The organism is Agrobacterium sp. ST15.16.055, from assembly GCF_027956555.1.
GTDB classification, from domain to species: Bacteria; Pseudomonadota; Alphaproteobacteria; order Rhizobiales; family Rhizobiaceae; genus Agrobacterium; species Agrobacterium salinitolerans.
Genome location: NZ_JAQKGN010000003.1, coordinates 30,670 through 56,424 on the forward strand (window position 1 = coordinate 30,670; position 25,755 = coordinate 56,424).

Genomic DNA, 25,755 nt, shown 5'->3' on the forward strand with positions numbered 1-25,755 from the left:
TTCTGTTTAATCTGGCCGGGAAAAACACTAGATAGCCGCCATGACCCAGGAAACGCTTGGCCTTGACGCCACACCCATGATCGCCCGCAACGGTTCGAACAGCCGAAAGGTCTTCATCAAGACCTATGGGTGTCAGATGAATGTCTACGATTCCGTCCGTATGAGCGATGCGTTGGCGAAGGACGGTTACGTTCAGACCGAGGATATGGGCGAGGCGGATCTGGTTCTGCTGAACACCTGTCATATCCGTGAAAAGGCGGCTGAAAAGGTCTATTCGGCGCTTGGCCGCCTGCGCGACATGAAAAAATCGCGCGAAGAGCAGGGCCGCGAATTCATGATCGGCGTTGCCGGCTGTGTCGCGCAGGCGGAAGGCGAGGAAATCCTGCGGCGCGCGCCCGCCGTCGATGTCGTGATCGGCCCGCAGACCTATCACCGCCTGCCTGACGCCTTAAAGCGGGTGCGCGGCGGTGAGCGCGTCATCGAGACCGAGTATGCGGTTGAGGACAAGTTCGAGCACCTGCCGGTCGCGGAGAAAGCGACATTGCGGACACGCGGCGTCACGGCGTTCCTGACCGTGCAGGAAGGTTGCGACAAGTTCTGTACCTTCTGTGTCGTGCCCTATACGCGAGGTTCGGAAGTCTCCCGCCCCGTGCGCCAGATCGTCGATGAAGCGATGAAGCTCGTCGATGCCGGCGTGCGCGAGATCACGCTGCTGGGCCAAAACGTCAATGCCTGGCAGGGCGAAGGCCCGAAGGGCGAGAAATGGGGCCTTGCCGAACTGCTTTACCGGCTGGCGGAAATTCCCGGCCTTGCACGGCTTCGCTACACCACAAGCCATCCGCGCGACATGGACGAGCGCCTGATCGGCGCGCATCGCGATCTGCGCATCCTGATGCCCTATCTGCACCTGCCTGTTCAGTCCGGCTCGGATCGCATTCTCAAAGCGATGAACCGTCGCCATACGGGTGAGGAATATATCCAGCTCATTGAAAAAATCCGGAGCGCGCGCCCTGATATCGCCATGTCGGGGGATTTTATTGTCGGCTTCCCCGGCGAGACGGATCGCGATTTCGAAGATACGATGGCGATGGTCGAGACCGTGAAATATGCGCAGGCCTTCTCGTTCAAATACTCCACCCGCCCCGGCACGCCGGGAGCCGATCTCACCGATCAGGTTGCGGAAGAGGTGAAGGCCGAACGACTGGAAAGATTGCAGGCCCTGTTGCTGCGGCAGCAGAAGGAATTTGCTGAATCGCTGGTCGGAAAAACCATGGATGTGTTGCTGGAAAAGCCCGGTCGCATGCCTGAGCAGTTGATAGGTCGCTCTCCGTGGCTGCAATCCGTGAATCTTGATGCAAAGACGTTGAAAATCGGTGACATTGTTAATGTACGAATCACCGCAACGGGTCCAAACAGCTTGTTTGCCGAGGTGGCAGGGAGTTAGAGTGAGGAGCCGACACTGATTGGGACAGGAGCCTGACCGCTTGAACGCACACGAATTGGTATCAAATTCATCGCGCCAGCCACGCCAAGCCGCGACCGACGCCAATCACTTCGTCCTCACGTTCGAGAATAACAGGATAGCGGGAGAGCTATTCGGTCAGTTCGATCAGAACCTGAAGCTCCTGGAGCAGCGCCTCAATATCGACGCTCGACCGCGCGGCAATTCCGTCGCCATCACCGGCGATGTCGTTGCCACCAATCAGGCTCGTCGGGCGTTGGATTTCCTTTATGAACGGCTGCTCAAGGGCGGAACCGCCGAGGTTTCCGATGTCGAAGGCGCGATCCGCATGGCTGTGGCCGCGGACGACCAGTTGACCTTGCCGACGATGGAACGCAAGGCGAAGATTTCCATGGCGCAGATTTCCACACGCAAGAAGACCATCGCTGCCCGCACGCCGACGCAGGACGTCTATATGCGGGCGCTGGAACAATCCGAACTGGTTTTCGGTGTCGGTCCCGCCGGCACCGGCAAGACCTATCTTGCCGTCGCTCATGCGGCGCAGCTTCTGGAGCGCGGTGCGGTTGACCGCATCATCCTCTCACGCCCCGCCGTCGAAGCGGGTGAGCGTCTTGGCTTCCTGCCGGGCGACATGAAGGAAAAGGTCGATCCGTATCTGCGCCCGCTTTACGACGCGCTTTATGACATGATGCCGGGCGACAAGGTGGAGCGCGCCATTCAGGCGGGCGTCATCGAAATCGCGCCGCTCGCCTTCATGCGCGGCCGCACGCTGGCCAACGCCGCCGTCATTCTGGACGAAGCCCAGAATACCACGACCATGCAGATGAAGATGTTCCTTACCCGCCTTGGCGAGAACGGCCGCATGATCGTGACCGGCGACCCGAGCCAGGTGGATTTGCCGCGCGGCGTGAAATCCGGTCTTGTCGAGGCCCTGCAAATCCTTGGCGATGTGGAAGGCGTGTCCGTCGTGCGCTTCAAGGACGTCGATGTTGTTCGCCATCCGATGGTGGCGCGTATCGTCCGGGCCTATGAGTCCCATACGGCGGTGCCGGATGAGAGCCTTCTGAAGGGCGACTGACATAAAGACGATGACAGTTCTGGATATTCAAATCAGCGTCGAGGCCGAAGGCTGGTCCTCGGAAGAGGACTTGGCTGCCTTTGCCACCAGGGTGCTGGATGCGGCGGTCGATTTCCTGAAGCGGGAAGAGGACCAACCCTTCCCGAAAATGCCAGTGGAGCTGTCGCTGGTCTTCACCGACGACGAAAATATCCGGGAAATCAACGCCGAATGGCGTGACAAGGACAAGGCGACCAATGTCCTGTCTTTCCCGGCTTTTCCGCTGGAGCCGGGCGGAATGCCGGGCCCCATGCTGGGCGATATCGTCATCGCGCGCGAGACGGTTGAGCGCGAAGCCCTTGAACTTGAGAAGAGTTTCGAGGATCATCTGACCCATCTGCTCGTTCATGGGTTCCTGCATTTGTTCGGTTATGACCACATGGACGAGGAAGAAGCGGAAGAAATGGAGTCGCTTGAGACTCGCATTTTGGCGGTGCTTGGCCTATCTGATCCTTACGCGGGTCAGGAACCGCTTTAAATATTGTCTGGAGCCATGAACGAACATTCTGCACGACCTGCCAATGAGGGCAGAGAAAACGGCGAGCAGTCCTCTTCGGAGGAGGGCAGTAGTCACTTACGTCAGGACTACAATGCCAAACCGAAATCGACCATCTGGTCACGCATCGCACGGTTGCTGAAACCATCTCAGGGCGAGCGCCTGCGCGAGGATTTGACCGACGCGCTGATGGACGACACCGAAATCGGTGCGGCCTTTTCGCCCGAAGAACGGGCTATGCTCAACAATATCCTGCGTTTCCGCGAGGTTCGGGTCGAAGACATCATGATCCCTCGCGTGGATATTGATGGCCTCGATGAGAATATGACGATCGGCGAGGCGCTGATCCTCTTCGAGGAAACCGGGCGTTCCCGTATGCCTGTCTATGACGAGACGCTGGATAACCCGAAGGGCATGATCCACATTCGCGATCTGCTGGCCTATGTCGCCAAGCAGGCCCGCAACAAACGCCGGGCCGGTTCGCGAAGCGTTGCTTACGGTGAGGTGAAGGCGCCGCGTTCACCGCGGCCGAATTTCGACCTGGGACGTGTCGATCTGGAGCAGACGGTCGCCGATGCCGGACTGGTTCGCAAAATTCTTTTTGCGCCGCCCTCCATGCTGGCCTCCGACCTTTTGAAGACGATGCAGGCCCAGAGAACCCAGCTTGCGCTGGTGATCGATGAATATGGCGGCACCGACGGTCTCGTCAGCCACGAGGATATCGTCGAAATGGTCATAGGCGACATCGATGACGAGCACGACAAGGACGAGGCGATGTTTTCGCGTCTTTCCGCCGATGTGCTTGTCGCGGATGCACGTGCGGAACTCACCGAACTTGCCGGGGCGATCGGTCCGGCATTCGATGTTCGTGAACACCTGGAGGAAATAGATACGCTCGGCGGTCTCATCTTCTTCGCGCTCGGCCGTATTCCGGCCAAGGGCGAGGTGGTTCGGGCCGTGCCAGGTTTCGAGTTCCAGATACTCGATGCCGATAGCAGGCGCATCAAGGGCGTTCGTATCGTCCGGGATCACGGCTCCGAAGGTGAGGATGATCGCGCTCCGGGCGAAGCGGACGCCAATGAGGTGATTGCGCTGCCTGCGCCCGATGTTCGCCTCATCACGCATCAGCAGAATGCCGATTAAGAAAGGTCGACGGGGTTTTCCCCGTCGCGCCCTTTTTCGACATCTCTCAATCCGGCAGCTATGAAGGCCGTGTTCGGCGTCGAAAAGAACATATGGCGCTTCGGTCGCCATGCCTCCTGTGGACTGCGAATCTTTTTTCCTTTACGTCGGGTCTGAGGGAAAATTCCGCGGCGCGGCCTTGTCGGCTGCGGGCTTTTCCCGACGCGCATAAACGGAGATGGCATGGAGCGTCTTGCAGGCAGGGTAATGCTGGCCGGCGGCATGAGCCGCGCAGTTATGGCGATTGCTGCAGGTGCGGTCGGGGCGCTCGCTCTGCCTCCATTCGGCTTTTTCGCGGCGCTGTTTTTCTCTTTCACCCTACTTGTCTGGCTCGTGGACGGCTGCACCGGCAAACCTGGGGGCGGCCTCTTCAGCCGCGTCATGCCGGCCTTCGGCATCGGCTGGTGTTTCGGGCTCGGTTACTTCGTGGCGGGCCTATGGTGGCTCGGCAATGCTCTTCTGCTGGAGGCCGATGAATTCGCCTGGGCGCTGCCGCTCGCCATTCTTGGCCTCCCCGCTTTTCTGGCATTGTTTTACGGTTTTGCGGTCGCGGCAGCCAACCTCCTCTGGTCGGAGGGCCTCGGCCGTATCGCTGCACTTGCTGCCGCGTTCGGTTTTTCAGAATGGCTGCGCAGCTTCCTGGCCACCGGCTTTCCCTGGAACGCGATTGGCTACGGCATCATGCCCGTCCCGATCATGATGCAATCGGTGCATCTGCTTGGCCTTTTCAGCATAACGACGCTTGCGGTTTTCATCTTCGCCTCGCCCGCACTGATAGGCACGAAAAAAGGCATGTGGCCGGGTCTCGCTGTGGCGGGCCTGCTGCTGGCCGGCCATTTCGGGTATGGCTTTTACCGTCTCCAGACGCCGGCGGAGGTGCCCGCAGACGCACTGACCGTTCGGATTGTGCAGCCTTCCATCGATCAGTCACGCAAGATGCTGAACGCGGACAGGGCGGAGATTTTCGGCGAGCATCTGCGGCTCTCGGCTCTGCCGCCGGGCGAAGGGAAAAAGCGCCCTGATATCATCGTCTGGCCGGAAACCTCCGTGCCGTTCATTCTGACGCAAAATCCGGATGCTTTGGCGGAAATCGCCAAAACGCTGGAGGATGGGCAGGTGCTGTTCACCGGCGCCGTCAGAATGGAAGATCAGGGTGCAGGCCGTCCGCCGCGTTACTACAATTCGGTCTATGCGATCGACAGCCAGGGCGAGATCATCGGCGCGACCGACAAGGTGCATCTGACCCCCTTTGGCGAATACGTTCCCTTTGAAGGTATCCTGCGGGAATTCGGCATCGACAATGTCATCGCTTTGCCGGGAGGCTTTTCCGCCGCTTCCTCGCGCACGCCGCTCACGCTTCCTTCGGGTAAGACCTTCTATCCTCTCATCTGTTACGAGATCATTTTCCCGGGTGAGATGACGCCGGGGCTGGCCGGCTCGGCCGCCATCCTGAATGTGACCAATGATGGCTGGTTCGGTGATACGCCTGGCCCCTATCAGCATTTTCTGCAGGCGAGAGTCCGGGCCGTTGAGACGGGCGTGCCGGTGATTCGCGGCGCCAATACCGGGATTTCAGCCGTCATAGACCCCTATGGCCGCATTATTGCGGGGCTCGATTACGGTCGGGTGGGAATTGTTGACGCCACTTTGAGTGGTGGGTCAAACGACGCATTTACTTACGACACACATCGGACGTATTTCTGGTTGATTTTTTCTATCTTGATGATCGTTGCGGTATTTCCCGCCTTGAGTTTCGCTCGGCGCTAGAATTGACCGGGAACCCCTGTAATTGCATAGTGAATACGTCAGTCGTAAAACAAGTTTAGACGCTGTCGAATTGCCGACTCATTTCTTCGAAATGTAATGAAGCGAGATATCAACCCTTTCCGAGTGTCAGGACCGCATGATGACCGAGAATAAGAAAAAGCCTAACCCGATCGACATTCATGTCGGAAGCCGAATTCGCCTTCGCAGAACCATGCTGGGCATGAGTCAGGAAAAGCTTGGCGAAAGCCTCGGAATTACCTTTCAGCAAATCCAGAAATATGAAAAAGGCACGAACCGCGTCGGCGCCAGCCGCCTCCAGAATATTTCCGGTATTCTCAATGTGCCCGTTTCCTTTTTCTTCGAGGATGCACCCGGCGATCAGGCCGGTGGCACGACCGGTATGGCAGAAGCCTCTAGCTCCAATTACGTGGTCGACTTTCTGTCCTCGGCTGAAGGTCTGCAGCTGAACCGCGCCTTCGTGAAGATCGCCGATCCGAAGGTTCGCCGCCGTCTCGTCGATCTCGTCAAGGCGCTCGCCGCTGAGGGTGACGCCGAGTAAGCGCAGCCCGCGCGACGCAGAAAATTTCCGGCACGGGATGCCGGGCACTCAACGGTCCGCAAGGACCGTTTTTTTGTGCGCGATTAGAAAGGAATTCTCACATAAAGATATATTTATGTGGTTGTGTCCTTGTTTTTCACGGCCGAAATGACTAACAAACTCCAAGACCGTTCTTTGAGGGGAATCCCGCATGCGTGCCAATTATCTGTTCACCAGCGAGTCCGTGGCTGAGGGTCATCCGGACAAGGTTTGTGATCGTATCTCCGATGAAATCGTGGATCTCATTTATCGTGAAGCGTCCAAGACGGGCGTTGACCCGTGGACCGTGCGCATCGCATGCGAAACGCTTGCGACCACCAACCGCGTCGTTATCGCCGGTGAGGTTCGCGTTCCCGACACGCTTCTGAAGAAGGACAAGGACGGCAAGGTCGTCAAGGACGCCGCTGGCCACCCGGTCATCAACCCTTCCAAGTTCAAGTCCGCCGCCCGCAAGGCGATCCGCGACATCGGTTACGAGCAGGATGGTTTCCACTGGAAGACCGCCAAGATCGACGTTCTGCTGCATCCGCAGTCGGCCGATATCGCGCAGGGCGTTGACAACGCCTCCGACAAGCAGGGCGACGAGGGCGCCGGCGACCAGGGCATCATGTTCGGTTACGCCTGCAAGGAAACGCCGGACCTGATGCCGGCGCCGATCTATTATTCCCACCGCATTTTGCAGCTGCTGGCTACCGCCCGTAAGAGCGGTGAGGGCGAAGCGGCAAAGCTCGGCCCCGACGCCAAGAGCCAGGTGACCGTTCGTTACGTCGACGGCAAGGCTTCGGAAGCCGTGTCCATCGTTCTGTCCACCCAACACCTCGATGCCAGCTGGGACTCGAAGAAGGTGCGTGAGGTCGTCGAACCCTATATTCGCGAAGCTCTGGGTGACCTGAAGATCGCTGACGATTGCCAGTGGTATATCAACCCGACGGGCAAGTTCGTCATCGGCGGTCCCGATGGCGATGCCGGCCTGACTGGCCGCAAGATCATCGTCGACACCTATGGCGGTGCTGCTCCCCATGGCGGCGGCGCATTCTCCGGCAAGGACACGACCAAGGTCGACCGTTCCGCCGCTTATGCCGCCCGCTATCTCGCCAAAAACGTCGTGGCTGCTGGTCTGGCGGAGCGCTGCACGATCCAGATTTCCTATGCGATCGGCGTCGCCCAGCCGCTGTCGATCTATGTCGATCTGCATGGCACCGGCAAGGTCAGCGAAGATCAGGTCGAAGCCGCGATCCGCAAGGTCATGGACCTGTCGCCGTCGGGCATTCGCCGTCATCTCGATCTTAACAAGCCGATCTACGCCAAGACCTCCTCCTATGGCCATTTCGGCCGGAAGGCTGGCCGCGACGGCTCCTTCTCCTGGGAGAAGCTGGATCTGGTGAAGCCGCTTAAGGAAGCTCTGAGCGCTTGAAGCATTTCCGGTAAAACTGCGTAGCGGTTTTACGTCCGGAGAAGGCGCGGCTCTTTCTAAGCTTGTCATTCGGCGGCGATTGAGAGATACCGACTGCACCTTTTGTAACCCGCACAGTGCCCAACGTGGTGCTGTGCGGGTTAAATCTATTTGTTGTTGAGAGTATGAGATGACGGAAGAACGGCGTTCGCGCGCGACGGAAGCGTTTTTTGGCAGACGCAAGGGCAAGCCTCTGCGCAATCTGCAGGTCGATACAATCGAGAACCTGTTGCCTTTGCTGAAAATCGATCTGGAAAGCGCCCCGCCGCAAAATCTTGCCGCTCTTTTTCCCGCGGATGTGCGGTCGATCCGTCTGGAGATTGGTTTCGGCGGCGGCGAGCATCTCGCTCACCGCGCGGTTGAAAACCCGGAGACGGGTTTCATCGGCGTCGAGCCCTTCGTCAACTCCATGGCCAAGCTGCTCGCCGCCGTGCGCGAACGCGAGTTGATGAATATCCGCCTTTACGACGATGATGCAACGCAATTGCTGGACTGGCTGCCCGAGGGATCGATCGATCATATCGACCTTCTCTATCCTGACCCGTGGCCGAAGAGGAAGCACTGGAAGCGTCGGTTCGTTTCAGACGTCAACCTTGCCCGCTTCCATCGCGTGCTGAAACCCGGTGGAAAGTTCTGCTTCGCTTCCGATATCGATACCTACGTCAACTGGACGCTGCAGCACTGCGCCCGCCATGGCGGCTTCGAATGGACGGCGGCGAGCGCTGACGACTGGCGCACGCCCTATGCCAACTGGCCGGGAACGCGCTACGAGAACAAGGCGAAAAGAGAAGGCCGCAGCTCGGCCTATCTCACTTTCATCCGTCGCTAAAGCATTTCCAGTAAAATTGCGCAGCGGTTTTACGTCCGGAAAATGCGCTAACGAAAATATCCCTCAGAGGGCAGCATCCACTTCCGCTGCAAGCGGAATGGAAGGCTGCGCGCCGGCGCGGGTGCAGGCGAGCGAGCCTGCGACAGCGGCGCGCTTCAGCGCCTTTTCGAAATCCATGCCCTGATCGAGGCTGGCGGCAAGATAACCGCAGAAAGTATCGCCCGCACCGACCGTATCGACCGGCTCGATCTTGAGGCCGGAAGCCCGGAAAACCTTGCCGTTGCGCATGGCGATCACGCCATCGGCGCCAAGCGTTACGATCAATGTCTGGCCGGTCCTGTCGTGCAGGTTTTTCAGTTCATTTTCCCGCTCAGAAGCGGAAAGGCCGTTCTTTCCGACCAGCAATTCGAACTCGGTTTCGTTGGCGATGACAATATCGGCAAGGCCCGCAAGGCGCGGTCCATCCGCGGTCAGTGGCGCAGTATTGATGACGGTGGTGACGCGCTTTGCCTTCGCAGCCGTCAGCGCCGCTTCGATAGCGGACGCGGGTATCTCAAACTGCAACATCAAGATATCACCCGCCGACATTTCAGCCAGGGCTTTCGCGGCGTCGGATGCGGAGACTTCACCATTGGCGGCGGGAATGACCGAGATCATGTTTTCCCCGCCTTCGCCGATAAGGATCACTGCCGTCCCCGTAGGGCCGGGCGTGGTCTTCACCAGTGAGAGATCAGTGCCGGCGTCGCGCAGCAAGGTCAGCGCCGGTGCGGCAAAGGTGTCATCGCCCGCAGCACCCGCCATCTTCACCGTGGCGCCCGCACGTCGCGCGGCCAGCGCCTGATTGGCGCCCTTGCCACCGGCGGCAGTGGAAAAGGCCTCGCCCGTCACGGTTTCACCGGGCTTGGGCAGGCGTTTGGCGGTGGCGACGAGGTCCATGTTGATGGAACCGAAAACAGTAATCATGGGGCGCTGGGTCCGTATGAAATTTGAGCAAGGCGGCGACTTTGCCCGAGACGATCACTCGTCGTCAACTACCCGCAATTTCGCCGCACCGGCCCGGTTTTCCGCAAAGCGCCGGGCCTGCTCGATTTCTCCATGCGAAGCCTCTTTTTCCGTCGGCGAAAAATCGAGGCCTTCGATCTTCTGGCCACGCGCCAGCACCTTGTCGGAGGAGATCAGCATCATGTCGACGTCTTTCTGGGCCAGCCCGAAATGGGCCTGCAGCTTGCGCGTCCTGTCGTCCAGCCGCCGCACATCGTCCATCAGAAGGGCGACTTCACCCTGAATGAGATGCGCCTGCTCACGCATGCGCTGATCCTTGAGCACGGACTGGATGACCTGCACAGACAGCATCAAGAGCGACGGCGAAACGATGACGACCCGGGCGCGATGGGCGCGCTGCACCAGATATTCGAAATGCTGGTGAATATCGGCGAAGATCGATTCGGAGGGCACGAAGATGAAGGCCGTATCCTGTGTCTCGCCGCGGATGAGGTATTTCTCGGCCACATCACGAATATGCACTTCCATATCGCGGCGGAACTGTTGAACGGCGGCGCGTTTGGTTTCGGGTGTCTCATCCGCCTTGATTGCATTCCATGCCTCCAGCGGAAACTTGGCGTCGATGACCAGTGCTGGCGCATTGTTCGGCATCTTGATGATGCAGTCGGGCCGATAACCGTTGGAAAGCGTCGGCTGGAGCTGGAACGCCCCGGCGGGAAGCGCATCGGCGATCAGCGTTTCCATGCGCGCCTGCCCGAAGGCCCCGCGTGTCTGCTTGTTGGAAAGAATGGCTTGAAGCCCGACAACGTCTTTTGCCAGATCCTGAATATTGCCCTGCGCGGCATCGATGACAGCCAGGCGCTCCTGAAGGCGGCTCAGATTTTCATGGGTCGAGCGGGTCTGCTCGGTGAGCGTTTCACCAAGGCGCTGCGACATGCCGTCGAGGCGCTGGTTCAGCGTCTGGCTCATCTCGGTCTGGCGCGTGCCAAGCGTTTCCGCCATGGCCGCGATCCGCCCGTGCAATTCGGACTGTGTTTTCAGGAGATCGGAGATTTCACCGTCAGCTCCAGCCTTTTTCGACCGGTTTGCCGTCACAAGCCACGCCACGGCGAGGCCGAAAACCGCGGCAGCGAGAAGCGCGCCGAAGCTGATATCGACGGAGCCGGCCCGCAGCGCGGGTTGAAGGAGAACTGAAAAGTCTATGCTCATGGCCAAATCTAACAGATTTCCAATGATTCGTAAGATCAAAACAAGAACATTCCTGCGGCAGAAATGAGTCAGGCGGGGCACATGCCGGAGGCGGTTTGAACCTCGTGTTTTTTATTTCCTCCGCGCAAGAGATACGTTATGGGAAGCCATGACCATCAAACCGCTTATCATTTTGCCCGATCCCGTGCTGCGTCAGCAATCCAAGCCCATCGAACAGGTGGATGCTGAGGTGCTGCGCCTTGCCGACGATATGCTCGAAACCATGTATGATGCGCCGGGTATCGGCCTCGCCGCCATTCAGATCGGCGTGCCGCGCCGCATGCTGGTGATCGACGTGGCACGCGAAGGTGAAGAAAAGGCTCCGGTCATTTTCATCAATCCGGAAATCCTCAAAGTGTCGGACGATGTCTCGACCTATGAGGAAGGCTGCCTCTCCATTCCCGACTATTATGCCGAGGTGGAGCGTCCTGCCTCGCTCACGGTGCAATATGTCGGCCGTGACGGCAAGCAGCAGACGGTCGAGGCGGACGGTCTGCTCGCGACCTGCTTGCAGCATGAGATCGACCACCTGAACGGCGTTCTCTTCATCGACCATATTTCGCGGCTCAAACGCGACATGGTCATCAAGAAATTCACGAAAGCGGCCCGCGCAAAGATCTGATCCGGCCTCTTTGGGCTGGAGTGGACGACAGGGAAGGGGGCGACGATGTCTCTTCGCATCATTTTTATGGGCACGCCGGATTTTTCCGTTCCCACGTTGCGTGCACTGGTGGATGCGGGCCACGAGATCGTTGCCGTCTACACCCAGCCGCCGCGTCCCGGCGGCCGCCGTGGTCTCGATTTGCAGAAGTCGCCGGTCCATCAGGCAGCCGACTTGCTGGGGCTGTCGGTGCTGACGCCCGTAAACTTCAAGGCCGAGGAAGACCGCCAGCATTTCCGGGATTTCAACGCCGATGTAGCCGTCGTCGTCGCTTACGGTCTGCTTTTGCCTGAAGCGATCCTCTCCGGCACGCGTCTCGGCTGTTATAATGGTCACGCCTCCCTGCTGCCGCGCTGGCGCGGGGCTGCCCCCATCCAACGGGCGATCATGGCCGGCGATGCCGAAACCGGTATGATGGTGATGAAAATGGAAAAGGGGCTCGATACCGGCCCCGTCGCGCTCACCGCAAAGGTCGCGATCGACGAGAATATGACGGCTGGCGAACTGCATGACAGCCTGATGCTGGCGGGTGCGCGGCTGATGCGGCAGGCGATGGACAAGCTGGAGGCAGGCGACCTGCCTCTCGTTACGCAGGCGGAAGAGGGCGTGCTCTACGCCGCGAAGATCGACAAGGGCGAGACCCGTATCGATTTTTCAAGGCCCGCACAGGATGTCCATAACCACATTCGCGGCCTGTCGCCGTTCCCCGGCGCATGGCTGGAGATGAATATCGGCGGCAAACCCGAACGCGTGAAGGTTCTGGCCTCCGAACTGGCAAGCGGAATGGGAGAAGCGGGCGCAGCGCTCGACGATGCTCTGACCATTGCCTGCGGTAGCGGCGCCGTGCGGCTCACCCGTTTGCAGAAGGCGGGTGGCAAGCCGATGTCGGCGGCCGATTTCGTGCGCGGCACACCGGTTCCGACCGCAACGAGGCTCGGCTGATGCCACGTTTCCGCATGACCGTCGAATATGACGGCACGCCTTATTACGGCTGGCAGAGACAGGATAACGGCCCCTCGGTTCAGGGCGCGCTGGAGGCTGCGGTTCGCTCGTTGACGGGAGAGAGCGTCTCCATTCGCGGTGCCGGCCGCACCGATTCCGGCGTGCATGCCGTTGGACAGGTCGCCCACATCGATCTTTCCCGCGATTGGGAACCCTACAAGCTCCGCAATGCCTTGAACGCGCATCTCGCCATGGCCGGTGAGGCCGTGGCCGTGCTCGATGCTGCAGCCGTGACCGAAGATTTCGACGCCCGTTTTTCAGCGCTGCGCCGCCATTATCTCTATCGCATCATCTGTCGCAAATCCCGGCTGGCGCTGGAGCACAAGCGGGCATGGTGGGTATCGAAGGATATGGACCACGAGCGCATGCATGAAGCCGCACAGATGCTGGTCGGCCGGCATGATTTCACGACCTTCCGTTCGGTCCATTGCCAGGCAAACAGCCCGGTCCGCACGCTCGACCGGCTGGACGTGACCCGCAACGGCGACCTCATCGAAATCCGCGCGACCGCGCAAAGCTTCCTGCATAATCAGATACGCTCTTTCGCCGGCACGCTGAAGATGGCAGGTGAAGGCACTATGACGCCTGATGATGTGCGTGCAGCGCTGGAGGCACGAGATCGCAAGGCCTGCGGTCCCGTTGCGCCGCCGGACGGTCTTTATTTCATGCAGGTCGATTATCCCGATGTCATTCCGCCGCGCCGCCGCCCCGAAGTCGAAGTGACGGAAGACGCGGACTGACCTGAAGCCTCACTGCCTCTCAGGCCGGATAGACGCCGAGAAAACGCTGCAATGCTTCCGACAGCAACATGGCGGGCACCAACAGCGTCATGACGACGGCCGAGACGAGCAGCGACTGGTCGCGGATGAAAAATCTGACGATCCGCGAAAAAGCGAAGACCAGCGACAGAAGCAGTGCCAGCCAGAGAATGGCGATCAACCCCTGCAGCGGCGGCAGGAAGAATGCGATCAGGATGAGAACCGCATAGGCATAAGAAAAGGGCAACGACAGCCAGTTCACGGTGGTGACGAGCGGTGCGAATTTTTCCCGGGCGCCAAAGGCGTAGAGCAACATGCCGATCAGCAACAGCGGCACGATCCAGCAGATGGCCTCGACCATAGCCAGGCGGAAGAAGAAGATGAAGCCTGTTCCGGTTCCCGGCGGATAGCTGGCGAGAAAAGCGGCGCGCAGCCACAGCCAGGAAACCAGCATGGCCGGCAGGCACCACAGCGCCGAATAGAAGGATCGCCACATGCCGCGCTCGGAGAGATCGAGATACCGCGCGCCAGTATGGTCGCCGAACAGCAGCAGCCACAGGCCTGTCAGATAGAGCCTTACTTCACTTGCCGTCGGCATGGGCGAACCAGCGTTCGATGAAGGTCTCGTAAATGCGTGTCAGCATCTCGAGATCGGCAACGGCCACGCGCTCGTCGACCATATGCATGGTCTGCCCGACAAGGCCAAATTCCACGACAGGGCAATAATCCTTGATGAAGCGCGCATCCGAGGTGCCGCCCGTGGTCGAAAGCTTCGGTTCTTTGCCTGTCACGGCTTCCACCGCACCTGACAGCGATGAGATGAGCGCATTGTTGCGCGTCAGGAAAACATGGCTCGGACGGTCCGCCCAGACGATCTCATATTTGACCGGAGCCCGGTCGGGGCGAAGCTCGCCTTCGGCTGCGGCGGCATCGAGGCGGCGGATGATTTCCGCCCGCAGGCTCTCTGCCGTCCAGCTATCGTTGAAACGAATGTTGAAGGAGGCTGTCGCCCGCGCCGGGATGACATTGGTGGCGGCATTACCGGTGTCGACGGTCGTCACTTCCAGATTGGAAGGCTGGAAATCATCCGTGCCGTGATCGAAGGCCGGATGCATCAACGCATGGGTAAGCTGCAAAAGACCGCGAATGGGGTTGTCGGCTAGATGCGGATAGGCGGCGTGGCCTTGAACGCCGTGGACCGTGATGCGGCCGGAGAGCGAACCCCGGCGGCCGATCTTGATCATGTCGCCCAGCTGGTCGGGATTGGTCGGCTCGCCAACCACGCAGGCGTCCCATGTCTCGCCTTTGGCGGCCGCCCATTCCAGCAGCTTGGAGGTGCCGTTGATCGACGGGCCTTCCTCATCGCCTGTAATCAGGAAAGAAACGGACCCCTGCGGCTTGCCGTGTTTTTCGATATGGCGGGCAATGGCCGCCACGAAACAGGCGATACCGCCTTTCATGTCCACCGCACCGCGACCGTACATTTCCCCACCGGCGATGTCTGCCGAAAAGGGCGGATGGCTCCATGCGGCCTCATCACCCACGGGAACGACATCCGTATGGCCCGCAAACATCAGATGCGGACCTTCGGTGCCGAGCCGTGCATAGAGGTTTTCCACGTCAGGCGTTCCCGCCTCGCTCGCCACCATCCTGTCCACCTTAAAGCCGAGCGGCGAAAGCAGGGTGTCGAGCAGGGAAAGCGCGCCGCCTTCCGCAGGCGTTACCGAAGGGCAACGGATGAGGGCGGCGAGATTGGCAACGGGATCGGTCGTGGTCATGGTATCAGCTTTTATCAGTCGCGCAGAAGCTCGTTGATGCCGGTCTTGGAACGGGTCTTTTCATCGACGCGCTTGACGATCACGGCGCAATAGAGGCTTGGGCCCGGTTCGCCGTTCGGGAAAGGCTTGCCCGGCATGGTGCCGGCAACGACGACGGAATAGGGTGGCACTTCGCCATAGGTGATCTCGCCGGTGGCGCGGTCCACGATCTTGGTGGACTTGCCGATGAAGACGCCCATACCGAGAACCGCACCTTCGCGCACGATGCAGCCTTCGACGACTTCCGAACGGGCGCCGATGAAGCAATTGTCCTCGATGATCGTCGGGCCCGCCTGCAAGGGCTCCAGAACGCCGCCAATACCGACGCCGCCCGAAAGATGCACATTCTTGCCAATCTGCGCGCAGGAGCCGACCGTCGCCCAGGTATCGACCATCGTACCTTCATCGACATAGGCGCCGAGATTGACGAAGGACGGCATCAGCACGACGTTCTTGGCAACGTAAGCCGAGCGGCGCACGACGGCGTTCGGCACGGCGCGGAAACCGGCGGCGCGGAACTGGTTTTCACCCCAGTTTTCGAACTTCGACGGCACCTTGTCCCACCAGGTGGATTCGCCCGGTCCGCCGGTCACGATTTCCATGTCGTTCAGGCGGAAGGACAGAAGCACGGCCTTTTTCAGCCACTGGTTCACCTTCCAGTTTCCGTCAGCCTGCTTTTCGGCCACGCGCGCCTTGCCGCTGTCGAGAAGTTGAAGAGATGTGTCCACGGCGTCGCGAACCTCGCCCTTCGTCGATACGTTCACACCATCGCGGTTGTCGAATGCGGTTTCGATGATGGTTTCGAGGGAGGTTAGATCCGTAAGGCTCATGGAAAATTCCTTGAATGTCGCGTGGTGTTCGTGGTCACGGATGGTCCCGCGCCGCTGGAAGGCTTTGGTCATTTGATCTAAGGGAGTGTTGGAAAGGCGTCAATGTGATTTGGATGATTTGGCGCGTCAGACGAAAGGCATGGAAATGACACGACTGAAAAACGGCAAATTGCGGCGCAAGGACGGGGTATGGGACCCGTTGAAGCGCAGCTCTGCGGACAAGCAGCAGGCCGAGGTCATTCCCAGGACGCCACAGTCGGATTCCCCGTCCTACCGGCTTGCCTATGCGGACATGGATTTTCTCTGCCGCGAGGAACTGCGTCCCGTCAGGCTTCAGCTGGAACTTCTGAAGACAGAAATGGCGCTGGCCGAGCGGGGCATCAAATCCACCGTCGTCATGTTCGGCGGCGCCCGTATTCCTGAACCCGGCGGCGAGGCCTGGGCGGCGCGCAACGAGACGCAGAAGCGCAATCTGGAGCAATCCTCGGTTTATTACGACGAGGCGCGCAAATTTGCCCGTCTCTGTACCGATTATGCCGCGAAATCAGATCACCTCGAATATGTCGTGGTCACCGGCGGCGGTCCCGGTGTCATGGAAGCGGGCAATCGCGGCGCTGCCGATGCCGGCGGCCCGTCTATAGGCCTCAACATCGTCCTGCCGCACGAGCAGGCGCCGAACCCCTATGTAACACCGGAGCTGAGCTTCAACTTCCACTATTTCGCCATTCGCAAGATGCATTTCCTGATGCGGGCGAAAGCGGTGGTGATCTTTCCCGGCGGTTTCGGCACGCTTGATGAGCTCTTCGAAACGTTGACGCTTATCCAGACGAAGCGCATGGAGCCCATTCCGCTCGTCCTGTTCGGTGAGAAGTTCTGGCGATCGGTAATCAATTTCAAGTTCCTGGCGGATTTCGGCACCATTGCACCGGATGATATGAATTTGCTGCATTTCGCCGAAACGGCTGAAGATGCATGGAAAGTCATCTCGGCCCACTACGAACACTGATTATGCTTGGCGCGGCGAAGTAATTTTAGGGTTTAATTAGCAATCTTCTTCTAATTTCACCTCGTCGCGCTGCAGCGCACTGTCCCCTGCGGACGGGCCTCCATGACGGAGATTTATCATCCGTTGACGTCAGCCTTCTTCGGGCGGGCGATTTGATCGAGGCCAAAATGTTCAATTTCCAAGTGAAGTCGCTTGCGACGAAGCTGATCCTCGTAACCGGCTGCGCCATCACCACGGTTCTCGTTGCATCGAATTCCTTTCTCATTTCCCAGACGAGTGAGCGCGTGCACGCGCTGACCATGGATCAGGCCAATACCGAAGCGCGCGCCATCGCCAATGTGATCGCCGCCGATGTGGGCGAACTCGGCAGCGCCGCACGCTCCATGGCCGGCGTCATCGGCCGCGCGCATCAGGCGAAATCGATGGACCGGCCCGGCATCGTCAACATCCTCAAGGCCAATGTCGAGCAGAATACTTTTGCTTTCGGAAGCTGGTTTTGCGAGCAGCTCGGCCTTTTTGATGGACAGAGCACGGAGATTGCGGGCAGGCTCGATCTTGGCACCAATGAAAACGGCGCGTTTGCCCCCTATTGGTCGAAGACCCAGAAGGGCGACATCCAGTTTTCGACCTTCAAGAACGATTATGCGGCGGAATGGTATGCGCTCGCCGCCAAATCCGGCAAGGGCGCCATTACCCAGCCTTATCTCGCCGAAGGCACGGAAGTACCCACAACCATGACCTCGCTTGCCTATCCGGTCATGTCGGACGGCAAGATGATCGGTGTGGCGGGTGTCGATATCTCGCTGGCCTCGCTGTCGCAGAAGCTGCAAGCGCTGCATCCTTTCGAAACCGGCCGCGTAACGCTCGTTTCGCAGGGCGGCCAGTGGCTGGTGCCGCCGACGCCCGAGCAGAACATGAAGGCTTACGACGGAGACGGTGCGAGCACCGTGCAGGCGGCGATTACCTCCGGCAAACAGGGCCTCATTGAAAATCTCGGCCTCCATACGGACGCGCCCTATAACCGTCTCGTCTATCCCTTCGCCGTTCCGGGTCTCAACGCGACCTGGGTGGTACTGGTGGATATTCCCCATCAGGCCCTGAACGCACCGGTTCAGGAGCAGACCTACATGATGATCATCGGTGCGATCGTCATTCTCGCTGCCGTCATCACTGCGCTTTATTTCGCCGTGCGCCATTTCGTCCGCAATCCGCTTGCCTCGCTGGTTTCCGACGTCAGGACGCTGAGCGACGGTCGCTACGATGTACCGGTTTCCGGACAGGAGCGCCGGGATGAGACGGGTGCGGTGGCTACTGCACTTGAAGGTTTCCGCGCGAAGCTTGCCGGTATCCGCGAGATGGAGGCCGAAGCCGAGGCCCAGCGTGGTCACGCGGAAACGGCGCGCCAGCGCTCGGAATCCGAGCGTACTGAAAACAGCCGCATGCAGCAGCACATTGTCGGCGTGCTGGGTGCTGGCCTCAATGCGCTTTCGCAGGGCAATCTCACCTACCGTATCGAAGACGAGTTCCCCGGCGAATATGCGAAGCTGCGCGAGGACTTCAACTCGGCGCTCGCCAGCCTCGAGGAAACCGTTTCCACGGTCAACGCAACCGTCGTCAGCATCGGCAACGGCACCGGCGAGATCACCCGCGCAGCCAGCGATCTTTCGCACCGCACGGAACAGCAGGCCGCAAGCCTGGAAGAAACCGCCGCCGCCCTCAATGAGCTGACCGCGCAGGTGAATTCCAGCGCGGAAAACGCCGCAGAGGCGGCCGGAGCCGTCAGCCATGCCTGCGACGATGCGGGCAAATCGGGTGAAGTCGTGCAGCAGGCCGTGAACTCCATGGAAGGCATCGCGCAATCCTCTGCCGAAATCTCCCGCATCATCGGCGTTATCGACGAGATCGCCTTCCAGACCAACCTTCTGGCGCTGAATGCGGGTGTGGAAGCCGCGCGCGCCGGTGATGCCGGCAAGGGCTTTGCCGTCGTAGCACAGGAGGTGCGCGAACTGGCGCAGCGGTCCGCCACCGCGGCCAAGGAGATCAAGGGCCTCATCAACACCTCGGCCACCCAGGTGGACGAGGGCGTCCAACTGGTCGGCAAGGCCGGTGCGACGATGAAAAAGATCGCCGATCAGGTTCTGCAGATCAACCAGTTGATACGGCAGATTTCCGCCTCCGCCAGCGAGCAGGCGGTAGGCCTTAAAGAGATCAATTCCGCTGTCACGCAGATGGATCAGGTTACCCAGCAGAATGCGGCGATGGTAGAAGAAACCACGGCGGCCAGCGTGACGCTGAACAGCGAAGCCGAAACGCTGAAGTCGCTCGTGGCCGGTTTCTCCGTTTCCGGCGGCCATTCCAGCCAGCAACTGCGCGCCACGGCGGCGGCAATGCGCGCCCCCGCCGCTCCGGCAAGGGCGCAGGCTGCGGCTCCTCGCGCCCGTCCGAGAACCAGCGGTGCAAACGCGCTGGCGCAGGATGACTGGACGGAGTTCTGACACGCCTTCCTGACTTCAAATAAAAAGGGCCGCTGGGGATACCAGCGGCCCTTTTTGGTGTTCGTATTCCGTCACAGACGGGCGAAACGTTCCGTCAGTAATTCGAAGAAGCCGTCGGCGTCCACCTTGCGCATCACACGGGCATTGGCGGGCCGTTCGGTAACATTCCACCAGTCCACCACTGTCATGCCCATGGTCAGCTCGGAATGGACCTCGATTTCGACATTGCATTCGCGACCTTCGAACAACTCGGGCTTGATGAGATAGGCAATGACGCTCGGGTCATGCAGCGGACCGCCATCCGAACCGTACTTCTCAATGTCGAAACGTTCGAAGAATTCCAGCATTTCAGCCATGGCGATGGCCGGCCGCGTGCCAATGTCGCGAATGCGGCTGACCCGAGCCTTGGTCGTCAGCAACTGATGGGTGACGTCGAGCGGCATCATGACGATCGGCATGCCGGAGCGGAAGACGATATCGGCGGCCTGCGGGTCGACATAGATGTTGAATTCCGCCGCCGGTGTGATGTTGCCGCCCTCGAAGAAGCCGCCGCCCATCATCACCAGCTCCTTGACGCGATCGGCGATTTCCGGCGCCTTGAGGAGAGCCAGCGCCACGTTGGTCAGCGCGCCAAGCGTGCAGAGCGTCACCGTGCCGGCCGGTTCGCGCATCAGCGTTTCGATGATGAAATCGACCGCATGCTGCTTTTGCGCTTCCATGGTCGGCTCATCGAGAACCGGGCCGTTGAGGCCGGTGCTGCCGTGAACATGCTCGGCGGTGATGGGCTTGCGCACCAGCGGCTTCTCCGCGCCCTCATAGACGGGAATATCGGTGCGGCCGCACAATTCGCAGATGATGCGGATGTTGCGGCTGGTCAGTTTCAGCGGAACGTTGCCGGCAACGGCGCACAGCCCGAGAATGTCGATTTCGTCAGGGCTTCCAAAAGCGAGCATGATTGCCGCCGCGTCGTCCTGGCCCGGATCGGTGTCGATGATGATTTTTCTGCGTTCTGCCATGTCTTGCCCGCCGTTGAGATGAGCGCTTTTTTCGAGCGGCGGGTGCTCACTTGTCAAGCCTCATTCCCCGGTATCCCCTTTGCTCGTCGCCGCGTCTTGCGTATTGCGGTTGTGCTTCCCATATTGCAGGGGCCGGTGCGATTGACCGGCAAGGCTGCCGGAAGCGGGGCCGCGAAACGTCGCTTGGTTGCAAGGACAAAAGAGACATGAGCCGCATGACGCCATTCACCCACCCGCTTTTGCTGGGTTTTGATGCCATGGAAAAAACGCTGGAGCGCATGGCTAAGGCCAATGACGGCTATCCTCCCTATAACATAGAGCGTCTGCCCGGCAACGATGACGTGCCCGAGCGCCTGAGGATTACCATCGCGGTTGCCGGTTTTTCGCAGGACGATCTGGATGTCACGACGGCCGATAACCAGCTTGTCATCCGCGGCCGCCAGCAGGAACAGGAGAAGCGCGATTTTCTCTATCGCGGAATCGCGGCGCGCCAGTTCCAGCGGGTCTTCGTGCTTGCCGACGGCATGCAGGTCAGGGAGGCGCGCCTGCGCAACGGCCTTCTTTCCATCGATCTGGTCCGGCCGGAAATTTCAAACGTGGTGAAGAAAATTAATATTTCCGTCTCAGAGTAGACCATGAACGCCGGAATCCGACACGAATCGCTCGGCGTGAAGAAGGAGGCTGAAATATGCTGTTGAAAGAAGCGCATGCGCGTCTCACCCAATCCCAGCTCGCCCATATCGGCGAAGGAGAAGTGGGATATATCCGCAAGATTCGCGCGGAAGACGTCAGCCGCTGTTTCCCGGAAGCGCCCGATCTCGATCCGCAGTTGGACCTTTGGGCGCTGTTCGGTGCAGATGGTACGCCGATCCTCCTGACGGACAACCGGTCCAGTACGTTTTTCAAGGCTGCCGAAGACGATCTCCAGACCGTCAGCCTGCATTGAAGAAAAAAGCCCGCTTTTGAGCGGGCTTTTCTTTCGCGGGTTAAAGGAACGGGCGGTCCGGCATGTCGTCGATGGAGATGACGCCGTCCTTGTTCTTGTCCAGCCGTTCAAACATCTTTTCGCCGGCGGCGGTGAATTCGGCCTTGCTGACCTGACCGTTCTCGTCGGTATCGGCCCAGCGGATCAGCGCGAAACCTGCGCCCTTGCCGCCATGCTTGCCCCATCCCTGATGGCCGAAACGGCCGCCATGTTCGCGCTCGGCATGTCCTTCGGCGCGCTTGCCCTCGGGGCCCTTGCCGTCTTCGGCTTTGGCCTCCTCACGCTCGGGACGGGGGTTGGCGGCGCGGAAAGCTTCCATTTTCGCCTGGCGATACTCACGCATTTCCTTCGGCGTGATCGAGCCGTCCTTGTCCTTGTCGATCTCGGTGAAGAGCGCGTCCTGACGGGCGGCGAATTCTTCCTTGGAAATCTTGCCGTCCTTGTTGACATCCGCAACCTTTAAGAGGTGAACGAAGGCGGCTTCCTGGCGGATTGGCATGCGATCCTTATGGCCTTTGCCGGGTGCGGCGAAACTTGCCGTTGCGGCCGTGCTGAGCACAAGGGCTGCGCCAAGAGCAGACAGGGCGATTTTACGTGTGGTCATCGTCATTACCTTTCTTTGGTGTCCCTGAAGAGAAGATAGTGACGTCCAGCAAGCCCCACCACTTAAACATCGGTAAGGTGTATGAAGCTTCGGTAATGTTCGCTGCTCAGCCTGCGATGGTTTTCGTCAGGAAGCCGGTCAGATCGTCGGTGATGTAGTCGATATGCGCATCCGTGACGGCCGGGATTTCCCAGCGTTCCATGACGACACCCTCGAGATTGGCGGGGACGAGCAGCACGGTCTTCATGCCAAGCGCCTTGGGCGCCGCGAGATTGCGGGGTAAATCCTCGAACATGGCGGCTTTTTGCGTGTCGAGCTTCGCAAGCGCCGCGAACTTCTCATAGGTCGCGCTGGCCGGTTTCGGCAGATAGCCGGCGGCGACGATATCGAAAATATCCTCGAAATGATCGAGAATGCCAAGCGCACCGGCGGCGGCCTGCGCATGTTTGACGCTGCCGTTGGTAAGGATGAATTTGCGGCCCGGCAGAGCTTTGATCGCCTCGCCAAGTTCCGGATGCGGTTTCAGCGCCGAATAGTCGATGGCATGGGCACGTTCCAGAAACTCGTCCGGGCTGATGCCGTAATGGATCATCAGGCCCTGAAGCGTCGTGCCGTGGTCGTGATAATAGCGCTTCTGCAGCGCCCGCGCCTCGTCGGGATCGAGCTTCAGAAGCTCCGCCACATAGGCCGTCATGTTACGGTCGATCTGCGAAAACAGATTGATGTGATGCGGATAGAGCGTGTTGTCGAGATCGAAGACCCATTCGCTCACATGGGCGAAATCGGCGGCTTCGGGCAGGTTTTTCGGCTTTGTGTCCATGGGCTGCTTTATGCCTGTTTCGAAGGCCGAAGAAAATCGAAAAGACGACGATTGATCAGAAAATCGGGCTTGGCTGCGGGCTCCCGCGCATGATACCGGCAAAGCCATGGAACTCTGGATTGGTATCACTTTCGCAAGCGCGTTCCTGCAGAACCTGCGCTCGACCCTGCAAAAGCACCTCAAAGGCATGATGGGCACCACGGGCGCGACCTTCGTGCGCTTCGTGTTCGGCATGCCTTTCGCTCTCGCTTATCTTGCTTTCCTGCATTTCGGGCTCGGTCGCCCTCTGCCGGTGCCGAACATGTCCTTTGCCGTGTGGGCGACGGTCGGCGCCATGGCGCAGATTGCCGCCACCTTCCTGCTCGTGCACCTGTTCTCCTTCCGTAATTTCGCGGTTGGAACGGCCTATTCCCGCACAGAACCGGCGCAGGCGGCACTGTTCGCGCTTATTTTCATCGGGGAAAGCGTCAATGGCGGCACATTGGCGGCCATCGCCATCTCGGTCGCCGGCGTCATGCTGATTTCGGTGGCGCGCACGGAAGTCACGCCCGCTTCCTTCTTCACCTCGATCTTCAGCCGGACAGCGGGTATCGGTCTTGCCTCGGGCGCTTTCTTCGGCCTGTCATCAGTCGCTTACCGGTCGGCGTCGCTCGCGCTTGCGCCGAGCCTTCCCGCTCTGGACGCGATGATGCAGGCGGGCTTTACTCTGGTTGTCGTCATCGTCATGCAGACGGTGTCGATGTTCCTGTGGATCGTCTGGCGCGAGCGGGAAGAGTTGCGGCGCATCGCCAAGGTGTGGAAACCGTCGCTTGCGGTCGGTTTCGTGGGCGCAACGGCCTCGTTCGGCTGGTTCACGGCGATGACCCTGCAGCAGGCCGCCGTGGTGAAGGCATTGGCGCAGGTGGAGATACTCTTCGCCTTCGCCTCGACCGTGCTTTTCTTCAAGGAGAAGATCAACCGGCTCGAACTGTCCGGCTGCCTGCTGATTGTCGTGGGTGTGCTGTCGCTTTTGGCATTCGGCTGAATGTCAGTTGTGGCGGACAGGCTTGCCGTCCGCCACCTGAAGCACATCAGGGCACGATGAGCGTGCCGGCGCCTTCCGTGAAGATTTCCAGAAGGACGGAGTGGGGCGTCTTGCCGTTGAGGATCACAACGCCTTGAACACCGGCCTTGATGGCGTCGATGCAGGTCTCGACCTTCGGGATCATACCGCCGGAAATCGTGCCGTCCTTGATGAGCGCACGCGCCTGCGAGACGGTGAGTTCCTTGATGAGTTCCTTGTTCTTGTCGAGAACGCCGGGAACGTCGGTGAGAAACAGCAGACGCGAGGCGTGAAGCGCACCCGCAATCGCGCCGGCAAAGGTATCGGCATTGATATTGTAGGTGGCGCCATCGCGGCCGGGCGCGACCGGGGCGATCACCGGGATCATTTCCGACTTGGCGAGCAGGTCGAGCAGGGTGCGGTCGACTTCGGTGACTTCGCCGACGAAGCCGAGATCGAGCACACGTTCGATATTGCTGTCAGGATCGATGACGGTCTTTTTCGCCTTTTCGGCAAAGACCATGTTGCCGTCCTTGCCGCACAGGCCGATCGCCCATTCGCCCGTCTGGTTGATGAGGGCGACGATTTCCTTGTTGATCGAGCCGGCCAGGACCATTTCGACGATCTCGACCGTCTTGGCGTCGGTGACGCGCAGACCGCCCTCGAATTTCGATTCGATGCCCATCTTGGTCAGCATCGCGCCGATCTGCGGGCCGCCGCCATGCACAACGATGGGGTTAATGCCCGATTGCTTCAAAAGGGCGATGTCTTCCGCGAAAGCCTTGCCGAGCGTGGAATCCCCCATGGCGTGACCGCCATATTTCACCACGATGGTCTTGTTCTCGTATTTCTGCATGAAAGGCAGAGCCTGTGCGAGCAGCCGCGCCTGAGTTTCGCTTTCGGAAGACGTCATCTAAAAACCTCGGTCTGTGGTTGCGGCCGTTGAAAGCCTGCCACCGCTCTAAAGCAAGTCTTTGACGGATGAAATAACCTCCTGGCCTTATTGTGTCGGCAACGGTCAAATTTCTTTTTTTTGGCTGTCCCGGCCCCGTAATGAGATTGACATAAAGGTCCAATGGGACCAGCCTTACACCGAAAAGGGGAGGGGTTAATTCAGGGTGACAGGTGATGTCGCGCGCCGCGGGAGCGATGCTGACCTGAACGACCGAGGAGCGAGAAACCACATGACGGCACCCGATCGAGACAAGCAAAGCGGCTTGCAGGATGAAGTGCTTGCGGGCGAATATGTGCTGGGTGCGCTGCCGCCGGAAAGCATGGCGGAGCTTGCCAAGCGCGTCAAACGCGACCGCCAGTTCGCGGCCATGGTCAGGCGCTGGCGGGACAATCTGGCGGAAACCGAATATCGCGAAAACGCAACCGTCGCCGTGCTGCTGGAACGGGACCCGAGCCGCTCCGGCCTGCCGTTCAGGGGCCAGCCGCTACGGGGCGGCAGCATGTTAGCAGCCATATTTTCGGAGGTCTGGCATTCCGTGCGCTTCTGGCGCCTTCTGGCGTTGACGGCGATGCTCTGGACCGCCGTTCTGCTTTTCACCATCGCCTGAGAG

Annotated in this window: 26 protein-coding genes; 17 read left to right on the forward strand and 9 right to left on the reverse strand. The window is 59.7% G+C overall.

The window, feature by feature from the left end; genetic code table 11:
• The first annotated feature begins 40 nt into the window (after positions 1 to 40).
• The 8 genes from miaB to trmB all read left to right on the forward strand — a co-directional run bounded on the left by miaB (position 41) and on the right by trmB (position 8,904).
• The gene (miaB, locus tag PL599_RS06155) at positions 41 to 1,444 is read left to right on the forward strand and encodes a tRNA (N6-isopentenyl adenosine(37)-C2)-methylthiotransferase MiaB (RefSeq protein WP_162520625.1); all 1,404 of its coding nucleotides are present in this window, start codon (positions 41 to 43) and stop codon (positions 1,442 to 1,444) included.
• A 40-nt stretch (positions 1,445 to 1,484) separates the two neighbouring features.
• A complete protein-coding gene (locus PL599_RS06160) occupies positions 1,485 to 2,540 on the forward strand; it encodes a PhoH family protein (protein WP_077984425.1) in 1,056 nt (351 codons plus the stop codon).
• A 10-nt stretch (positions 2,541 to 2,550) separates the two neighbouring features.
• Complete coding sequence (gene ybeY, locus PL599_RS06165; RefSeq protein WP_137409694.1) at positions 2,551 to 3,057, forward strand: rRNA maturation RNase YbeY; 507 nt, start codon at positions 2,551 to 2,553, stop codon at positions 3,055 to 3,057.
• Between the two features lie 15 nt (positions 3,058 to 3,072).
• Positions 3,073 to 4,218, forward strand: coding sequence for a hemolysin family protein (locus PL599_RS06170; RefSeq protein ID WP_269825312.1), 1,146 nt, complete (start codon positions 3,073 to 3,075; stop codon positions 4,216 to 4,218).
• Positions 4,219 to 4,440: 222 nt separating this feature from the next.
• Positions 4,441 to 6,024, forward strand: coding sequence for an apolipoprotein N-acyltransferase (lnt, locus tag PL599_RS06175; RefSeq protein WP_077984428.1), 1,584 nt, complete (start codon positions 4,441 to 4,443; stop codon positions 6,022 to 6,024).
• 139 nt (positions 6,025 to 6,163) lie between these two features.
• A complete protein-coding gene (locus tag PL599_RS06180) occupies positions 6,164 to 6,583 on the forward strand; it encodes a helix-turn-helix domain-containing protein (protein ID WP_077984475.1) in 420 nt (139 codons plus the stop codon).
• Between the two features lie 190 nt (positions 6,584 to 6,773).
• Entirely contained in the window at positions 6,774 to 8,036 is a 1,263-nt protein-coding gene (gene metK, locus PL599_RS06185; RefSeq protein WP_173987995.1) for a methionine adenosyltransferase, read from the forward strand.
• Between the two features lie 169 nt (positions 8,037 to 8,205).
• Positions 8,206 to 8,904 carry a tRNA (guanosine(46)-N7)-methyltransferase TrmB gene (gene trmB / locus PL599_RS06190; RefSeq protein ID WP_269825311.1) on the forward strand — a complete coding sequence of 233 codons (699 nt, stop codon included), beginning with the start codon at positions 8,206 to 8,208 and terminating at the stop codon, positions 8,902 to 8,904.
• A gap of 63 nt (positions 8,905 to 8,967) precedes the next feature.
• Here the strand turns inward: trmB and PL599_RS06195 are convergent, their stop codons facing one another.
• Together PL599_RS06195 and PL599_RS06200 are read right to left on the reverse strand one after the other, a co-directional pair.
• A complete protein-coding gene (locus tag PL599_RS06195) occupies positions 8,968 to 9,867 on the reverse strand; it encodes a ribokinase (RefSeq protein WP_269825310.1) in 900 nt (299 codons plus the stop codon).
• A 54-nt stretch (positions 9,868 to 9,921) separates the two neighbouring features.
• Positions 9,922 to 11,115 carry a DNA recombination protein RmuC gene (locus tag PL599_RS06200; RefSeq protein ID WP_162520626.1) on the reverse strand — a complete coding sequence of 398 codons (1,194 nt, stop codon included), beginning with the start codon at positions 11,113 to 11,115 and terminating at the stop codon, positions 9,922 to 9,924.
• Positions 11,116 to 11,263: 148 nt separating this feature from the next.
• Between PL599_RS06200 and def the strand changes: the two genes are divergently transcribed.
• Genes def through truA form a run of 3 tightly spaced genes read left to right on the forward strand, consistent with a single transcriptional unit; the run spans position 11,264 to position 13,557 of the window.
• The gene (def, locus tag PL599_RS06205; RefSeq protein ID WP_269825309.1) at positions 11,264 to 11,776 is read left to right on the forward strand and encodes a peptide deformylase; all 513 of its coding nucleotides are present in this window, start codon (positions 11,264 to 11,266) and stop codon (positions 11,774 to 11,776) included.
• 45 nt (positions 11,777 to 11,821) lie between these two features.
• Positions 11,822 to 12,757, forward strand: coding sequence for a methionyl-tRNA formyltransferase (gene fmt, locus PL599_RS06210; protein ID WP_269825308.1), 936 nt, complete (start codon positions 11,822 to 11,824; stop codon positions 12,755 to 12,757).
• Positions 12,757 to 13,557, forward strand: coding sequence for a tRNA pseudouridine(38-40) synthase TruA (gene truA / locus PL599_RS06215; protein WP_077984434.1), 801 nt, complete (start codon positions 12,757 to 12,759; stop codon positions 13,555 to 13,557). The genes fmt and truA overlap by 1 nt, the downstream gene beginning before the upstream one ends.
• A gap of 19 nt (positions 13,558 to 13,576) precedes the next feature.
• Here the strand turns inward: truA and PL599_RS06220 are convergent, their stop codons facing one another.
• The 3 genes from PL599_RS06220 to dapD are packed head-to-tail and all read right to left on the reverse strand — an operon-like array spanning position 13,577 to position 16,222.
• Positions 13,577 to 14,173, reverse strand: a complete 597-nt coding sequence (locus tag PL599_RS06220) for a hypothetical protein (RefSeq protein ID WP_269825307.1) — start codon at positions 14,171 to 14,173, stop codon at positions 13,577 to 13,579.
• A complete protein-coding gene (gene dapE / locus PL599_RS06225) occupies positions 14,157 to 15,353 on the reverse strand; it encodes a succinyl-diaminopimelate desuccinylase (protein ID WP_269825306.1) in 1,197 nt (398 codons plus the stop codon). Before dapE ends, PL599_RS06220 begins: the two co-directional genes overlap by 17 nt.
• 14 nt (positions 15,354 to 15,367) lie before the next feature.
• Positions 15,368 to 16,222, reverse strand: coding sequence for a 2,3,4,5-tetrahydropyridine-2,6-dicarboxylate N-succinyltransferase (gene dapD, locus PL599_RS06230; protein ID WP_059759385.1), 855 nt, complete (start codon positions 16,220 to 16,222; stop codon positions 15,368 to 15,370).
• Positions 16,223 to 16,367: 145 nt separating this feature from the next.
• On the opposite strand from dapD, the gene PL599_RS06235 reads away from it, so the two are divergent.
• Positions 16,368 to 17,228 carry an LOG family protein gene (locus PL599_RS06235; protein ID WP_137409698.1) on the forward strand — a complete coding sequence of 287 codons (861 nt, stop codon included), beginning with the start codon at positions 16,368 to 16,370 and terminating at the stop codon, positions 17,226 to 17,228.
• Positions 17,229 to 17,395: 167 nt separating this feature from the next.
• On the forward strand, positions 17,396 to 19,723 hold the full coding sequence (locus PL599_RS06240; protein ID WP_271358942.1) for a methyl-accepting chemotaxis protein: 2,328 nt from the start codon (positions 17,396 to 17,398) through the stop codon (positions 19,721 to 19,723).
• A gap of 71 nt (positions 19,724 to 19,794) precedes the next feature.
• Here the strand turns inward: PL599_RS06240 and PL599_RS06245 are convergent, their stop codons facing one another.
• Positions 19,795 to 20,739: a nucleoside hydrolase gene (locus tag PL599_RS06245; protein WP_077984438.1), complete on the reverse strand. Its 945-nt coding sequence runs from the start codon at positions 20,737 to 20,739 to the stop codon at positions 19,795 to 19,797.
• Positions 20,740 to 20,945: 206 nt separating this feature from the next.
• Between PL599_RS06245 and PL599_RS06250 the strand changes: the two genes are divergently transcribed.
• Positions 20,946 to 21,371 carry an Hsp20 family protein gene (locus PL599_RS06250; protein ID WP_137409699.1) on the forward strand — a complete coding sequence of 142 codons (426 nt, stop codon included), beginning with the start codon at positions 20,946 to 20,948 and terminating at the stop codon, positions 21,369 to 21,371.
• A gap of 56 nt (positions 21,372 to 21,427) precedes the next feature.
• Entirely contained in the window at positions 21,428 to 21,685 is a 258-nt protein-coding gene (locus tag PL599_RS06255; RefSeq protein WP_003520040.1) for a DUF1150 family protein, read from the forward strand.
• A 40-nt stretch (positions 21,686 to 21,725) separates the two neighbouring features.
• On the opposite strand, the gene PL599_RS06260 is transcribed toward PL599_RS06255, so the two are convergent.
• Both PL599_RS06260 and PL599_RS06265 read right to left on the reverse strand, forming a co-directional pair.
• Positions 21,726 to 22,334, reverse strand: coding sequence for an EF-hand domain-containing protein (locus tag PL599_RS06260; RefSeq protein ID WP_269823417.1), 609 nt, complete (start codon positions 22,332 to 22,334; stop codon positions 21,726 to 21,728).
• Positions 22,335 to 22,434: 100 nt separating this feature from the next.
• Positions 22,435 to 23,148 carry a pyrimidine 5'-nucleotidase gene (locus PL599_RS06265; RefSeq protein WP_077984441.1) on the reverse strand — a complete coding sequence of 238 codons (714 nt, stop codon included), beginning with the start codon at positions 23,146 to 23,148 and terminating at the stop codon, positions 22,435 to 22,437.
• 106 nt (positions 23,149 to 23,254) lie between these two features.
• Between PL599_RS06265 and PL599_RS06270 the strand changes: the two genes are divergently transcribed.
• Positions 23,255 to 24,172 carry a DMT family transporter gene (locus tag PL599_RS06270; RefSeq protein WP_269823416.1) on the forward strand — a complete coding sequence of 306 codons (918 nt, stop codon included), beginning with the start codon at positions 23,255 to 23,257 and terminating at the stop codon, positions 24,170 to 24,172.
• 46 nt (positions 24,173 to 24,218) lie between these two features.
• On the opposite strand, the gene argB is transcribed toward PL599_RS06270, so the two are convergent.
• Positions 24,219 to 25,103, reverse strand: a complete 885-nt coding sequence (argB, locus tag PL599_RS06275) for an acetylglutamate kinase (RefSeq protein ID WP_003503698.1) — start codon at positions 25,101 to 25,103, stop codon at positions 24,219 to 24,221.
• Between the two features lie 271 nt (positions 25,104 to 25,374).
• On the opposite strand from argB, the gene PL599_RS06280 reads away from it, so the two are divergent.
• Positions 25,375 to 25,752, forward strand: coding sequence for a hypothetical protein (locus PL599_RS06280; RefSeq protein WP_269826118.1), 378 nt, complete (start codon positions 25,375 to 25,377; stop codon positions 25,750 to 25,752).
• Positions 25,753 to 25,755: the final 3 nt, after the last annotated feature.

Excerpts from the sequence above, each read along its gene's own strand:
- miaB (WP_162520625.1), top strand. The coding sequence starts at position 41 with ATGACCCAGGAAACGCTTGGCCTTGACGCCACACCCATGATCGCCCGC.
- ybeY (WP_137409694.1), top strand. The coding sequence starts at position 2,551 with ATGACAGTTCTGGATATTCAAATCAGCGTCGAGGCCGAAGGCTGGTCC.
- PL599_RS06170 (WP_269825312.1), top strand. The coding sequence starts at position 3,073 with ATGAACGAACATTCTGCACGACCTGCCAATGAGGGCAGAGAAAACGGC.
- lnt (WP_077984428.1), top strand. The coding sequence starts at position 4,441 with ATGGAGCGTCTTGCAGGCAGGGTAATGCTGGCCGGCGGCATGAGCCGC.
- PL599_RS06180 (WP_077984475.1), top strand. The coding sequence starts at position 6,164 with ATGACCGAGAATAAGAAAAAGCCTAACCCGATCGACATTCATGTCGGA.
- metK (WP_173987995.1), top strand. The coding sequence starts at position 6,774 with ATGCGTGCCAATTATCTGTTCACCAGCGAGTCCGTGGCTGAGGGTCAT.
- trmB (WP_269825311.1), top strand. The coding sequence starts at position 8,206 with ATGACGGAAGAACGGCGTTCGCGCGCGACGGAAGCGTTTTTTGGCAGA.
- PL599_RS06195 (WP_269825310.1), bottom strand. The coding sequence starts at position 9,867 with ATGATTACTGTTTTCGGTTCCATCAACATGGACCTCGTCGCCACCGCC.
- PL599_RS06200 (WP_162520626.1), bottom strand. The coding sequence starts at position 11,115 with ATGAGCATAGACTTTTCAGTTCTCCTTCAACCCGCGCTGCGGGCCGGC.
- def (WP_269825309.1), top strand. The coding sequence starts at position 11,264 with ATGACCATCAAACCGCTTATCATTTTGCCCGATCCCGTGCTGCGTCAG.
- fmt (WP_269825308.1), top strand. The coding sequence starts at position 11,822 with ATGTCTCTTCGCATCATTTTTATGGGCACGCCGGATTTTTCCGTTCCC.
- truA (WP_077984434.1), top strand. The coding sequence starts at position 12,757 with ATGCCACGTTTCCGCATGACCGTCGAATATGACGGCACGCCTTATTAC.
- PL599_RS06220 (WP_269825307.1), bottom strand. The coding sequence starts at position 14,173 with ATGCCGACGGCAAGTGAAGTAAGGCTCTATCTGACAGGCCTGTGGCTG.
- dapE (WP_269825306.1), bottom strand. The coding sequence starts at position 15,353 with ATGACCACGACCGATCCCGTTGCCAATCTCGCCGCCCTCATCCGTTGC.
- dapD (WP_059759385.1), bottom strand. The coding sequence starts at position 16,222 with ATGAGCCTTACGGATCTAACCTCCCTCGAAACCATCATCGAAACCGCA.
- PL599_RS06235 (WP_137409698.1), top strand. The coding sequence starts at position 16,368 with ATGACACGACTGAAAAACGGCAAATTGCGGCGCAAGGACGGGGTATGG.
- PL599_RS06240 (WP_271358942.1), top strand. The coding sequence starts at position 17,396 with ATGTTCAATTTCCAAGTGAAGTCGCTTGCGACGAAGCTGATCCTCGTA.
- PL599_RS06245 (WP_077984438.1), bottom strand. The coding sequence starts at position 20,739 with ATGGCAGAACGCAGAAAAATCATCATCGACACCGATCCGGGCCAGGAC.
- PL599_RS06250 (WP_137409699.1), top strand. The coding sequence starts at position 20,946 with ATGAGCCGCATGACGCCATTCACCCACCCGCTTTTGCTGGGTTTTGAT.
- PL599_RS06255 (WP_003520040.1), top strand. The coding sequence starts at position 21,428 with ATGCTGTTGAAAGAAGCGCATGCGCGTCTCACCCAATCCCAGCTCGCC.
- PL599_RS06260 (WP_269823417.1), bottom strand. The coding sequence starts at position 22,334 with ATGACGATGACCACACGTAAAATCGCCCTGTCTGCTCTTGGCGCAGCC.
- PL599_RS06265 (WP_077984441.1), bottom strand. The coding sequence starts at position 23,148 with ATGGACACAAAGCCGAAAAACCTGCCCGAAGCCGCCGATTTCGCCCAT.
- PL599_RS06270 (WP_269823416.1), top strand. The coding sequence starts at position 23,255 with ATGGAACTCTGGATTGGTATCACTTTCGCAAGCGCGTTCCTGCAGAAC.
- argB (WP_003503698.1), bottom strand. The coding sequence starts at position 25,103 with ATGACGTCTTCCGAAAGCGAAACTCAGGCGCGGCTGCTCGCACAGGCT.
- PL599_RS06280 (WP_269826118.1), top strand. The coding sequence starts at position 25,375 with ATGACGGCACCCGATCGAGACAAGCAAAGCGGCTTGCAGGATGAAGTG.